11 protein-coding genes and 1 pseudogene are annotated in these 13,720 nt (G+C 59.8%); 1 reads left to right on the plus strand and 11 read right to left on the minus strand.

Annotated elements, in window-relative coordinates; genetic code table 11:
* Positions 1-233: 233 nt before the first annotated feature.
* The 11 genes and pseudogenes from GYM67_RS08775 to GYM67_RS08825 all read right to left on the minus strand — a co-directional run.
* A complete protein-coding gene (locus GYM67_RS08775) occupies positions 234-1,742 on the minus strand; it encodes a sensor histidine kinase (RefSeq protein WP_220236491.1) in 1,509 nt (502 codons plus the stop codon).
* Positions 1,730-2,461, minus strand: a complete 732-nt coding sequence (locus tag GYM67_RS08780; protein ID WP_220236492.1) for a response regulator transcription factor — start codon at positions 2,459-2,461, stop codon at positions 1,730-1,732. The genes GYM67_RS08775 and GYM67_RS08780 overlap by 13 nt, the downstream gene beginning before the upstream one ends.
* A 76-nt stretch (positions 2,462-2,537) precedes the next feature.
* Positions 2,538-3,407, minus strand: a complete 870-nt coding sequence (locus tag GYM67_RS08785; protein WP_220236493.1) for an ABC transporter permease — start codon at positions 3,405-3,407, stop codon at positions 2,538-2,540.
* Position 3,408: 1 nt separating this feature from the next.
* Entirely contained in the window at positions 3,409-4,260 is an 852-nt protein-coding gene (locus tag GYM67_RS08790; protein ID WP_220236494.1) for a lantibiotic immunity ABC transporter MutE/EpiE family permease subunit, read from the minus strand.
* Entirely contained in the window at positions 4,257-4,952 is a 696-nt protein-coding gene (locus GYM67_RS08795; RefSeq protein WP_198219579.1) for a lantibiotic protection ABC transporter ATP-binding protein, read from the minus strand. The genes GYM67_RS08790 and GYM67_RS08795 overlap by 4 nt, the downstream gene beginning before the upstream one ends.
* 594 nt (positions 4,953-5,546) lie before the next feature.
* Positions 5,547-6,995 carry an MFS transporter gene (locus GYM67_RS08800; protein WP_220236495.1) on the minus strand — a complete coding sequence of 483 codons (1,449 nt, stop codon included), beginning with the start codon at positions 6,993-6,995 and terminating at the stop codon, positions 5,547-5,549.
* Between the two features lie 40 nt (positions 6,996-7,035).
* A complete protein-coding gene (locus tag GYM67_RS08805) occupies positions 7,036-7,959 on the minus strand; it encodes a nucleoside hydrolase (protein ID WP_220236496.1) in 924 nt (307 codons plus the stop codon).
* A gap of 34 nt (positions 7,960-7,993) precedes the next feature.
* Positions 7,994-8,812, minus strand: a complete 819-nt coding sequence (locus tag GYM67_RS08810; protein ID WP_220236497.1) for an energy-coupling factor ABC transporter ATP-binding protein — start codon at positions 8,810-8,812, stop codon at positions 7,994-7,996.
* Entirely contained in the window at positions 8,809-9,657 is an 849-nt protein-coding gene (locus GYM67_RS08815; RefSeq protein ID WP_220236498.1) for an energy-coupling factor ABC transporter ATP-binding protein, read from the minus strand. The genes GYM67_RS08810 and GYM67_RS08815 overlap by 4 nt, the downstream gene beginning before the upstream one ends.
* The gene (locus GYM67_RS08820; RefSeq protein ID WP_220236499.1) at positions 9,654-10,472 is read right to left on the minus strand and encodes an energy-coupling factor transporter transmembrane component T; all 819 of its coding nucleotides are present in this window, start codon (positions 10,470-10,472) and stop codon (positions 9,654-9,656) included. Before GYM67_RS08820 ends, GYM67_RS08815 begins: the two co-directional genes overlap by 4 nt.
* Before the next feature lie 146 nt (positions 10,473-10,618).
* Positions 10,619-11,269: pseudogene (locus GYM67_RS08825) on the minus strand (ECF transporter S component); the annotation flags it as partial.
* Positions 11,270-11,520: 251 nt separating this feature from the next.
* Here GYM67_RS08825 and GYM67_RS08830 point away from each other — a divergent pair.
* Positions 11,521-13,392, plus strand: coding sequence for a PfkB family carbohydrate kinase (locus GYM67_RS08830; RefSeq protein ID WP_220236501.1), 1,872 nt, complete (start codon positions 11,521-11,523; stop codon positions 13,390-13,392).
* The last annotated feature ends 328 nt before the right edge of the window (positions 13,393-13,720 follow it).

Below are 13,720 nucleotides of genomic sequence, written 5' to 3' on the forward strand. Positions count from 1 at the left end.
TATAAGAGTACTTACACTAGATTATTCGGAAAGTGCTATGGCGAGCGCACCCACTTCAAGCAAGAGGGCTAAAAAACGGCAAGCTATTAGTAATAGATTGCTTAAATAATTACTAAATAATTGATGTTTTCATAATTATTGGCCCACGACTAACACTATTTCCTAATCTTTACCACTGCGCAATTCTTAACTGGACACCGAGTTTGCTGTGACCGGTATCAGCTCCGCTGAATTCACTGCACTGGCAAAGATACGGTGACTGCTGCGCCATCGCCACTGGCTGCATTGGCCAGGATTAGGCGGCCTCCTGCACTTTCCACAGTCGACCGCGCTGCAGCCAGGCCGATGCCATGGTGACCGCTGGAGCCGTGCCGACTGCTGTCAGCCTGATAGAGCCATTCCGTGGCATGGGCCAGAGCCCGGCTGCTGAAACCTGGACCCCGGTCACGCACGGTCACCACTAAGGCTCGCCCGCCCTCCTGACCACCCTCCAGCCTCCAGGTCAACGTCACTAGGCCATGGTCCGGCGAGTAGTCAGCCGCGTTCGCAACGATGTTCATGATCGCTCGGACAAGGTCAGCGGCATCACCGGAAATGTGACCGGCGGCGGAATCCAGACGGCCATCGCTCTCAAGCCGCAACCCCCGGGCCTTCACATAGCCTTGGGCTTGATTGTCGACCATATCCCTCAGAACAGCTGTGGCGACCCCAGATCGTCCGGAGGCCGCACCCATGGAGCCCTGGCTGATGGCCTGGGCATAGTCAGCCATTTCATGGATGGCACCCTCAATGTAACCCAGGTAGGTCTGCTGCTCCTGGCTGAGCTCGGTCTCGCTTAACAGTTCTGCATTGCCTCGCATGACGGTCAGAGGCGTTTTCAAATCGTGAGCCAGGGCTGCCACCTGCCGCCGCTGGGCCTCCTGTGCCGTCCAGGTCGCCTCCAGGGACTTCCTGAGCGTGACGCGCATCCGGTCGAAGGAGTCCAGCACCCGGTTGATCTCCAGGATGTTGGTGCGGGGCAGCCCGACCTCCAGATCCTGGCGCCCTATATCGGCAGCCACCTGGTTGAAAACCTTGAGCTTGGAAGATATGACATGAGCTGCCCTCAGCCCGACCGCCAGCAGAGTAATCGGCAGGGCCGCCGCAAATGCCGCCAGCAGGAAGTCCTGAGGGTTGGGGTACCGGTCACGGGCCTGCTTCGAAACCCACTGCGGCATGATCTGATAAGCCAGAATGCACCGGCTTCCATCAGCCGTGGCATAGATGGCATACGTCGCTTCCTTGCCCACGCGGGTGCCCAGCGGCTGGCCGGTCTTCCTTCCCTGCTCCTCCACCAGCGTGGATGCCCCGCGCTCAGGATGATCGGCCGCCAGCAGGTCCGCATCAGCCGCCATGCCAGGGCCCATGTCGCCCCCCAAGGGACGTCCTCGATGGTCATAGGTCCGGTACCAGTAGGCTGCGGGAATCATGGCGTCGTCCACAGTGGCCGAACTGCTGATGGTGCGCCCCACCTCCTCCAGGTGCCGTTCGCCGTAGTTGGCCCAAAGGAAGTCGCCCCTGGCGCCCAGACCCGTCCAGACCGCGTCGATGCCGGCGAAGAGCAGGACCAGTGCTAGGAGCACATAAAGAAAGTATCTGATAATCAGCAGAACAATGGGGATCCCTTTGCGGCCGGACGCACCCTTCCCCTCGCTGCTCCGCCTCTGTGGCGATCCGGGCCCGCCGCCGGTCAGGCCGCCCACTGGTACCCCACCGACCAGATGGTTCTGATGGGATCCGCTCCCAGGGCTTTGAACTTGCGCCGGACATTGCTCAGGTGCACCCTGACCGCTGCAGTGGCATCGCCGTTTGGACTATTGGCGGCCGGGTCGTCCGCCGTGGCCAGGCAGGCCTCCCATATCTGCGGAGGCGTATATGCCCGCCCAGGATGTTGGGCCAAGAGGGCGCATATGCGGTATTCCGCATCCGTCAGATTGGCTTTGCGCCCATTCACTCTGATTTGACGCGTCTGAAGATCCATGTCCAAGGAGCCGAAACGCAGAAGCGGGCGTCTGGACCGGCTGCCCTGGGACAGCCGCGCCCTGACCTTGGCGCGGAGTTCGGCTACGCCGAAGGGCTTGCGTATGTAATCGTCGGCACCTAGGCCATAGGCCAGCACAGCGCTGTCCTCGTCGGTTTTGGCCGTCAGGAAGATGATCGGGCAGGACGCCCGGTCCCTGATGGAGGCCAGGAGGGCGAAGCCGTCCATGTGAGGCATCATGACATCGCACAGGATCAGGTCGACCGAGGACAGATCCATCTTCGTAACCTTTCGGGAATCGTTGACCACGGTCACCGCGTGGCCGTCCTTGGACAGGGCCGCCATCAGCAGCGCAGTGATCCTGGGATCGTCGTCCACCACCAGGATGGTGGCCGGATGCCGATCGCCCCCATGGGAAAGGTCGGCCTGCGTGTCAACCATGATCGGCTCCTTCTCTGCGCTTGGCCTCCCCCGGCTCAGCCGGCATACATGCCTGTCAGGCGTTTCTCAGCCCAGTCTAATCGCTGGACTTGTGCCGGTCTTCGAACCAGCCGATCCACAGCATGAGCGCCACGGCCAAGGCCAGGGTAAAGTCCAGGCAGGGAACCAGATTATCCAAGGCAGTTACGCCGATGGAGACCCGTAGGCCGTCCCCTCCCGGCATGGTCAGGGCCAAGGCCTGCTCAATGCCCAGGGAGCCGAAGCGGGCGGGCCAGGTGAAGGGGATCCACCGGCTGACCCCAGTGGGGCCGGCCCCGGCCAGGGTGTGACTGTACAGGCCGTTGAGCAGGCCTCCCAGGGAGCCGATGGCGGTCCCAGTGCCGACGACCCCGACGGCAATGGTTAGGTTCCTGCCGAAACGCATGGCCAGGGCTATGGCCAAGAGGTAGAGGCAGAGGGAACCCCCGGCAATGCCCAGGATGGCGAGCGCGAGGGCGGAGACCGGCATCCCCGCCCGGCCTGCCAGAGCCATGGGCAGGCGGAAGGTCAGGGCGGCCAGGACCAGAGCCAGCAGGCCCAAGATCCAGAGCACCATGATCTTGGCTGTCAGGCCCAGGCGGCGGCTGGGAATCCCCAGGAGGTTGGCCATGTCGCCAGCCTCGCGCTCGGTTTCGATGTTCAAGGCGACGATGATGGCGACCATCAGGGGCATGAAGGCACCCAGAATCTGGAAGAAGGCATCGGTCCCGAACCCGGGGTCGTAAGGGGCTGCAGCGAAGTAGACGCCGCAGGCGATCCCGGCCGCCAGCCCGCAGACGGCGTGGATGGGGATGAGCACTGATCCGCGCAGCCGTCCGGCCTCCGAGACTATGGCCCGGCAGATGGTTGTCCTGGGTTGCCTGGTCGGAACGGTCTGCCTGGCGGCGCGTCTGTAGTGCACGGTCATGTCAGTCGGCCTCCTTATGCGAGAACCAGATTCCCGTCAGGAGGGACAGGAGCAGGAACCAGACCAGACAGACCGCCAGCGCCGTCAGGCTCTGACCGCCGAAGACGGACAGTGCGGTCTTGATCGGACTACTGCTCTCGATTTTCAGGGGCACGCCATCGGGCATGACCCTCATGAAAGGCACTGGCAGGCTGATCATGGCGGAGGGCGGCAGGAAGGGCCATAGCCGTTGGTTTCCCCAGAAGGTTGTCGAGACCAGCAGGTCCGCCATATAAGGCAGGCCGAATCCGATCAGGATGCCGAATCTGGCGGTCAGCGCCAATCCCGCCGGTATCATCCAGGAGCAGGCCAGGACCAGCATCAGGGCGCTGACGACAAAATCAGCCGGAGAGGGCCCCTCGACTCCAGAGATGGCGACCATGAGCGCCGGCAGGCCCAGAGCCAGCAGGGTGGCGACGCCGACCAGGAACAGGCAGTAGACGATCTTGGCCCACCAAACCAGAATGGGCGCGGCGGGCAGGGCCAGGGTCGTCCTCCACTGCTGCCTTGCGTCGATGCTGGCCACGGCGGCGCTCATCAGGGCAGCCATGGCTGGGAGAAGCAGGACATACCAGTAGTTGACCGAAGAGGGCGACCAGACATGCAGTCCGAACACGAGGACAGCCATGATGATAATGAGCACCAGAGGAAAGGCCAGGGCCATACGCCTCGGCGCGGCCGACCGACCTTTCATGATCTCTACTGCCAGGATCCTGCCGAAGGGGATGCCTCCGGCCCCGACCCGCGTCCCGATCTGGTCGCCTGATGCAGCCACATTATCTTGGGTCAGTTCTTCAAGGTTCCTGCTGCTCATCGCGACCTCCTGAGCACATCCATGAACAGCCCCTCCAGGTCCTCCCCGGCATGCAGCTCATTCTCGTAGGCCAGGCGGCCGTCGGCGATGATGCCGATGTGATCCGCCAGGACCGACACCTCGGAGAGGATATGGCTGGAGACGATCACGCTCATCCCCTGCTGGGGGAAACTGCGGATCATCCCTCTCAGCTCCTCGATGCCCAGCGGATCCAGCCCGTTGGTGGGCTCGTCCAGGATCAGCAGCCGAGGTTTGGTCAGGATGGCGTTGGCTATCCCCAGGCGCTGCTTCATGCCCAGGGAGAACTGCCCAGCCTTCTTGGAGCCCGTATCGACAAGTCCGGCAATGGAGAGCGCCTGGTCGATCCGCTCATCAGGCAGGCCAAACAGGGTGGTGCGCACCTTGAGGTTCTGGCGGGCCGTCAGGTTGGGGTAGACGGGCGGCTGCTCAATCAGAGCACCGATGTCGTAAAGGTCCCGGCGCGACCAAGGGTGCCCATCCAGGATCATGGACCCGCCGCTAGGGCGCAGCATACCTGTGACCATCTTCAGAGTGGTGGATTTGCCAGCCCCATTGGGGCCCAGAAGCCCGTAGACTCCGCCCTCGGGTACATGCAGGGACACCTGGTCGACGGCCCGCTGCCCATGGCCGAAGACCTTGGTCAGCCCCTCGGTCCGTAATATGTAATGCATGATCGGCTCCTCTCCGTTTCCGTATGGCAGGAGCCAGACTAAAGACCGAAAATAAAGAAAGATAAAGGCGGCGGAACAGATTGTCGCGCCACCACTAAGTCAATGCGGTCATTCTATCCCGGCCAGCTTTGCCAGACTGATTGATTCGCATATTTGATATCGCACACACAGGAGCATTTGGAACGCAAGGAATGCCTAATGCCAGGGAGAGCCAACGGGTACAGAACCGCACAAGTCCATGTGGAAAGCGGTCAATGAGTTAAGTTACATACGCGGGACAGTTCCCACTTCCATCTTGACATGAGTGCTGACTTCAGCCACATTGACAAGTCCGCTCATGGCCTGGATCCACAATAGGCAAATCACAATGTTCGCATCCATCTGCCTACCCAACCTGGATATGGCCATGGCTGACCCGCTCCTTCCCTTGCCTCGTTCACGTCGGATTCGAGTACTTTTAGGTCGCAGATTGTGCCACCGCCGACTGGGTTGCGGAAAATATGCCCAGCAGAATTCTGCCCGCACCCTTATGGACAGAAACCGGGCTCAGGGGCAAATCCTGGGTCCGGTTCTTTTAATCAGCAGTTCGGAAGGTCAGTCCTCGTCCTCAGCCACGCGGGAGTGGCTGTAGATCATCTTCATGGAGCAGATGAAGAGCACCATGCCAGCGAGGATGATCACGCCGCCGATCATGAAGACGTTGGCGTAGGTGGAGGCCAGACCGGCCTTGGTGCCGGCCAGGCTGCCCGAACCCATGGAACCGTTGGCCATCAGCTGGCCGAAGAGCGAAACGCCGATGGAGCCGGTGATGGCCTGCAGAAGATCATTGAATCCCAATACGCGTCCGGACTCCTCGGGCTCCACAGTCAAAGTCGCGGTGTCGACGATGGGCTGGTAGAAGAAAGAGGTGCCGAAGTAGTAGATGCAGGGCGCCACGGCCAGGGCCCAGATCTTGCCAGCAGGGATCAAGAAGGCGATGGCGATCAGGCCGCCACCCATGCAGGCCAGAGCCAGGATCACGGAAGCCTTGCGCCCGATCTTCTGGATGACCGGCCCGGCAGCGAATCCCATGATGCCAGCCAGGATGATGGACCAGACCAGCAGGTTGGAGACCTTGGAGGAATCGATGCCGTACACGTTCAGACCAATGGCGTTCACGCCCGCGTTCAGGGTGTAGCTGAAGAAGTAGCCGACGAAGATGACGGTCATGGTCAAGGCGAAGGCCGGGTTGGTCAGCATCTTGGGAGTGATGAAGGGGTTCCTGGCCTTGTTGATGTACACCACGAATGCAACAAGGGTCACGACGCAGGCAATGCCCCAGCCCCAGTTCATATCGGTGAAGAACATGGTCACCGAAGCGGCGAACAGTCCGATCAGGGTGAAGCCGACTCCGTCGATGCGCGCACCGGCGGCATGCTGGTCGGGCAGGTTCTTGGCCAGGACGGGAATGAAGAAGACAGCCACGATACCCACGCCGAAAAGCCAGCGCCAGTCAAGCAGGGTCATGTATCCGGCCAGGAAAACGCCAAGGGCGGCGGCGAAGCGGAAGACCGCGACGAAGACGCCGTACCAGAGCACACGCTTCTTCTTCTCCACATACTTGGAGACTAGGACCAGGAAGATGGAGCCGGAAACCTGCCAGCCGGCCGACTGCACCACGCGGGCCGCGATGACGATCCAGATGCTGAAGGTGCCGAAGCACCCCAGAATCGAACCCAGCACGAAGACGACCGTGCCCAGGATCATCATCTTCTTCAGTGAGACGAAATCACCCAGCGAGCCGTAGATGACGCAGACGATGCCCAGGACGATGCCCGGCAGGGAGGTGATCAGGGGCGCCAGATTCGCCTGGTTGAGCTGCTTGCCGATGTTCACGTAGATCATCCCGAAGGCCTGCTGCTGGAGCACGCCCAAGGTGAAGATGACCAGCACCACCGGAATGGCGATGCGTGCCATCTTGTTCATTTTCGCGAACTCCGGCGTACCCTCCTCAGGAACGGGAATGCCGTTCCTCTGCTCCTCGGAGACAGTTGACTCACTCATTTTTCCTTTAATTTCCTTTCGGTTCTTCTCAATGCGGAAGCTACTGGCGCTGGACCCGGCCGACCCTGTCGACAAAGGCGGAGCGGAATCCTTCCACATCCACGCCCACGCACACGCTGGTGTTGGGCTTGCCGCCCAGGATGCCGTCGTAATCGACCACCGTGGCGCCCAAGGTGAGAGGACTGGAGATCTCGACATCCACAAAAGCCTCGCGCATGGCGAACAGGTCGGGCTTGAGCAGGACCATTGCAGCCGAGGGATCGTACATCTTGACCCCCTCCTCGATATGGCCGCCGTCATAGGAGCGGAAGAGGGAGGCGACCATGCCGCCCACTTCACCGGCTGCATCCAGATCATCCAGGTCTCCGGCGACCAGATGGGCCTTGCGGCCGATATCCAATCCGACCATGACGATGGGCAGGCCGCTGCGGAAGACCATCTTGGCAGCCTCAGGATCAACGGAGATGTTGAACTCACCATAGACCCCGATATTGCCGCGCTCCGTTGAGCCTCCCATCATGACGATCCGGTCGATGTTGCCCTTGACCTCCGGGAAGGCAGCCAGCAGCAGGGCGATATTGGTCAGAGGACCCAATGTCAGAATAGTGACCGGCTCATCGCTCTCCAGAAGCACCCGCCGCTCCTCCAAGACCGCATTATTGGCGGTCAGCAGGCTGGCATCCGGCTCAGGAAACACGAAAGACCCCATCCCCGACTTGCCATGTGCCTCGGTGGCGAAGCGGTTGTCACGCATGAGCGGGGCCGCCGCGCCACGGGCAACAGGAATCCTCCTGCCCAGAAAAGTCAACAGCTTCAAAGCATTGCTGGTCGTATGCCCGATGCCCACATTGCCCGACACCGATGCAATAAGCCTGATGTCAAAAGCGGGCTCGTCCACCAGCATCGTAATCGCCGCAGCATCATCAATGCCAGGATCCGTATCAATAATCAAAGGCTTAGCCATCAGTTCACTCCTTTTGCTCGTGCCGTATCCAAACTCAAATTCCTGCCCTCGCTTTGACCCGCCAGACTGCATCGACAAAGGCGGAGACCGTGAAGACCGTGCCGTCCAAGCCGACCTGCCGAGCCACCCGGGTGATGGGCGGAGGCGTCACATAGGCCTGCTTGAGCACATCTTCCCGGTCGAAAACCTCCTCGCGGCTGCCGTCCAGCAGGACCCGGCCATGCTGCATAAGCACAACCCTGGGGAAATTGCGGGTGACGAACTTCATGTCATGGGAAATCGTGATGCAGAGCTTGCCTTGGTCCCTCAGGCGGGCGATGATGGCAGCCAGCCGTTCATTGCCAGCCTTGTCCTGCCCGCATGTGGGCTCGTCGAAGACCACAGCACCCGTATCCATCATGAGGACGGAGCCGATGGCACAGAACTTCTTCTCGGTGGGACTCAAATCGAAAGGATGATCGTCCAGCCGGTCCGCCAGGCCCACCAACCCAGCCACCTGCTCCATACGTCGCCCTATCAGATCCTGACCAAACCCAAGCTGCCGGGGACCGAACTCGAATTCCTTCCGCACACTGTCCAGAAAAAGCTGATCATCGGGATTCTGGAAGACGTATCCCACCTTCCGGGCCCACTGGGCCGTGTCCGCCGCAGCCAGATCGATACCGTCAATCAAGATCCGACCACTGGTCGGTCTAAGGATGCCGTTCAGATGCTTGGCCAGGGTGGTCTTGCCGGCGCCGTTCTGACCGATCAGCGCCACGGGTCGGTCGCCTTCGAAGGTCAGGTCCACTCCGTCCAAGGCACGGTGGCCGTGCGGGTAGACGTACTCCAGATGCTGCAGGTCTATTCTCAACGCAGCGCCTCCCGAATCGCGCGAACTGTCTGGTCCTCGCGTATGGGCAGACCTGACAGATCAAATCCTGCCTCCTCCAGACCCCTGCCGAGCTTGACATAATCCGGAATGTCAATCCCCCACTTCTTGGCCTCGGGATCGGTAAAGACCTCTTCGGGTGTGCCCAGGGCTCGGACCCGGCCTGCCCCCAGGACCATGACCTGGTCGGCGCATCTGGCGACCCGCTCCATATCGTGATCAACCATGACTACAGTGATCCCTTCCTGGTTGAGCCGCTTGACAATGTCGAAGATTTCCTCGCTGCCTAACGGGTCCAGCTGGGCCGTGCATTCGTCCAGAACCAGGATGTCCGGCTCCATGATCAAGGTCGAACCAAGGGCCACCCGCTGCACCTGTCCGCCGGAAAGCTCCAGAGGTTCCTTGTCGAGCAGATCCTCGATATGCATAAGAGCCGCTACCCGAGCCACCTTGGCATGCATAGTTTCACGTGAAACCCCATGATTGCCCAGTCCGAAGGCCAGCTCCTCGGCCACGGTCCCGGCTGTATAAGAGAGCTGATTGAAGGGGTTCTGAAAAACCAAGCCCACATGTCTGGACAGATCGGCAATGGTTGAAGTGGCTACGTCCCTGTCTTCAATCCGGACGCTTCCCTTGGATTTGCCTACGAAATAGTGCGGAATCAGACCGACCAGGGCGTTGCATAGGGTCGACTTTCCTGATCCGTTGGCTCCGACGATGCAGAAGAAGCTGCTCTGCTTCACGCTGAAGCTCACCCGCTTCAACGTGGTTCGATCGGCGTCTCGGTATCTGAAGGAGAAGTCATTCACTCGTATGACCTCAGTCATGCCCGACCTCCCCATTGAATGGCCACGGCGATCAGGCCGGTGCGTGCGAGGCAGCCGAGCACCAGAGCCAGCACCAGGAAAACAGTGAACAGGATGGTCGCCACGGTGTCGCTGCGCCGCCAAACCACCTGAAGATAGCTGGTCTGCCGCACCCCTCGGATACCGAATCCCCGGGTCTCCAGGGTCATCCCGCGCTCTTGCGAATCCGTCAGGGAGGAAAGAACCACCGGTCCAAGCAGGGGCAGGAAGGCCCGCGCCCGGGAAATCAAGCCGCCGCCAGTCTCCAGACCACGTGCATGCTGAGACTGCTCGATGACAGCAATCCTACGCTGCATCTGCGGAACCACATTCAGGCTAGCCAGGATCAAATAACCGATTTTCGATGGCACGCCGATCTGTGTCAGAGCCGCAACCAGGCGACCCATGTATGTAGTTTTATTGGTCAGGTAGAAGGACCCCAGGAAAACCAGAAGGGTTACTACGATTTTGGCCGCATATAGGCTGCCTTCAAGGCCCAGTTCTGCGAATCCCAGGTCAAGAATGACCCTGGTGTTCCTCGGGCTGTAGCACCCCTGGATGAACAGCAGCATGAGCGTAACGGGGATGCCGAACCCGAGCATAACGCCGGAGAAGGGCCGAAGCACCCGAGCCAGAACAGCTGCGATAAAGAGCATGACGATGATCCCCAGACCAAGGGTAAAGTCCGGCCAGACCAAGGTCGCCAGGCCCAAGGAGCACACGCCGGCGATCTTAGCCATGGGATGCATACGAGCAAGCGGGGAATCAGGAATCCCATTCGATGAGGGGCCAGGCATCAGCGTTCAGACCTTTGGTTACGATCACTGTCCAAGTCCGCTGGGTCGCCTGTCAATGAGTCCCGATCGGATTCCGCAGCCTCGTCGACCTTCCCCAGCTGCGCTGAACTCTCCTGACTGGACGCTCCAGCCGCTTCGTGCCCATCCTCGTCTTCATCCTCATCCAGGTCGTCCAAATCGTCCAGATCGGCCTGGTCATCGCTGCCGTCCAAAGCGTACTGGCTCAGGAAGCGCTTGGGGATTCGACGCACGATCACATAAGCGATCAGAACTGTGATTCCCTTGTCGATCAGATTCTCCAGCATGGAGGAGGAGAGCACAGAGATGACGATGTTCTTCACAGCCACCACCAGAGCAGCCGTGAGGATCGAAGTGCCGTTAACTCCGGTGGCGCCCCCGTAGACAAGTACGGTGATCAGAGAAGCGGTCACCGTGTTGACCAGAGCGCAGGCCAGCCAGACCAGGACGACACCCCAAATCCGTTTGAACAGTCCGGCCTTGACCATGTATCCGATCACCAGGCCGCACAGAACGCTGGAGAGCGCATAGGGCAGATAGACCGGGTTAGCCACCAGAGCGAGGAAGACATTGGTCAGCAGCCCGCACAGGGCAGCCACCCAAGGACCGGACAGGCAGGCGATGACCGTGGTGCCGATCATGTCCAGGAAAAGCGGCAGTTTGAGGGTAGAGCTCAGGGTCCCGCCGATGAGGTTGATGCCCACAGCTATGGGTATCAGCACCAAGGATTTTGTCGAGAACTGAGCAGTGATTCCTCTCCACACCGAACGAATGCTCATAATCCGTACCGCCTTTGGTCCTTGAATGTCGATTTCTGCAGATGGCCGTCGCTCACAACCAGATCCGCATCACCGCTTTGAGAAACCACTTTAGTAAACAACTTTCATTAACAGAGACTATCAATAGCTGCATAGGGTGTCAAATGCGAAACTTCTAACGACGATCTCTCAGGTAAGCTTGATTCGCTAGATCCAGCAGGTCGACAAAGCCGTTCGCCGGAGCGTCAAAGAATAAGGAGAATGGGAACCCCATGAACATCAAGGACATTGCCCAGCTTGCCGGCGTATCCACATCGACGGTCTCCAAGATCGTGAATCACAGGGACGCGAGCATCACTGCCGCCACGCGCGACAGGGTCCTTGAACTGGTCAGGAAGTACCACTACACGCCTTACGGATCCTCCAAGCCCAACACCACAACCTGGAGAATCGGGGTCCTGCTGAGTTCATCCATCTCCATGGACTCCACCTTGGACGGGATCATCCAGCAGGCACAAAAGTCGGGGTACGGCACCTTGGTTTTCAACAGCTATGGCGATCATGACCAGGAGGAACGCAACATCCTGGCCGCTCTGGAGCATCAAGTAGATGGCATGGTCTGGGAGCCGATCGACCGCACAAGCCTGGCCTTGAAAAGCAAAATCGAGGCACGAGGGACTCCTGAGCTCACCATCGGGCCCCTAGGAGACGACAGGACTGCTCTCATGCCGTACGAGGAGGCCGCTTACAGTCTGACTGAAGAGCTGATCAAGCGCCACCACACCAGCATCGCCTGCCTGCTCTCGCCGGGCAGACGGACCCAGAGCTTCCTGCACGGTTATCGTCGCTGCTTGTTCGACCACAACATCCAATACCACACTGACATGGTCATGAAAACCTTCGGTGAAGACCTGACCAGGGTGCTAGAGAACCGGCATGTCACTGGTGTCGTGGCATCTCACTATCACCATGCCCTGGAATTCCTTCAGTTCGTCGAATCCATGCATTATCGCCTGCCGCAGGACCTCTCCCTGGTCTCCCTGATGAACGACACCAACGTGCACCTACGCTACCCGGGCAGCCCCGAAATATCGTCCTACGTCATGCGCAATGCCGATTTCGGCGCCTACCTGTGCCGACGGATCATCCGCGCCATCGAACATGAGTCTGATTCGAGCGAGACTTTCGAGCATGTCTTCGCCCTGGACGGCGAGAAAACCGTCGGCCAACCCCCGGATCAGCAATGCAAGAAGATCGTGGTGGTCGGCAGCATCAACGTAGACACCTACCTGACTGCTCCTAGCCTGCCCAAGGCGGGTATGACCACCACGACCAGAAATTTCGCCTCCACACCAGGGGGCAAAGCCACTAACCAGGCGGTAGGCGTGGCCAGACTGCGGCATCAAGTCTCTCTGATCGGCAATGTCGGCAGTGATCCCGCCGCAGACTACATTTACAAAACTATGAGGCAAGCCCATGTGGATGCCGCTGGTGTGCGCAGAGTCAGTGGGGCAGACACAGGCAAAGCCTACATCTTCGTCGACAGCAAGGGCGAGTCGATGATCTCCCTAGTAGCGGGCGCCAACGAATCCCTGACCCCGGACGACATCACCGAGCGCGACCAGATCTTCAGAAACACCGGCTACTGCCTGATCCAGACAGAAATCCCCATGGACACTGTCGCCGAGGCTTGCAGAATAGCCAAGCGCCACCAGGCCGCCACCATCGTCAAACCATCATCCTGCGACCACCTGCCTGAAGACCTGCTGGATTCGATCGACATCCTGATCCCGAATCTGAACGAGTTGAACACCCTGATACCCGGACCAGGGTCGGTAGTGGATAAAGCGAGACAGTTCATTGACGGCGGGGTCGGCAAGGTCATCATCACCTTGGGTGAGCGCGGCTGCACCCTAGTCACCGCCAGCGGGCACAAGGACTTCCCAGCCCATGAGACCCGAACGATCGACGACACCGGCGCCAGCGATGCCTTCATCAGCGCCCTGGCCTCCTATCTGTGCAACGGATGTTCCCTGGACAAAGCCGCTCACATCGCCAACCTGGCCGCCAGCTTCAGCGTCGCCCACGAAGGAGTCATTCCCTCCCTGATCAACCGCCGCCAGCTCGAAGGCCTGATCGACTGAACGGCCCAGGGGCGAGTACGATCGGAAGGCCGTGATTGTCCACGGCCTTGCTCTGACTCAAGCTGAACGCTTCCATGTTCTCTGACTGGCCGTGCCAATCACCAAGGTCTGCGGTCATGGCCCCGTCTCGGTCTTTTAAACAGCATCTCGGTCTCATCACTATGGATTCCACAGCAGCTGTGCCATTCGCCGTCATGTTTCTTTCGAGTTTCATGACCAGCATGGCGCTTCACATTGGCGTGTATTCACAACCATTGCGGGTTCCGTTAAGCCGAAACTCCATCGTGGCGATCTCACTGTTCTCACTTCTGTGGCATGGTCTGACTTC

Source organism: Bifidobacterium asteroides, from assembly GCF_019469425.1.
Classification (GTDB): domain Bacteria; phylum Actinomycetota; class Actinomycetes; order Actinomycetales; family Bifidobacteriaceae; genus Bombiscardovia; species Bombiscardovia asteroides_I.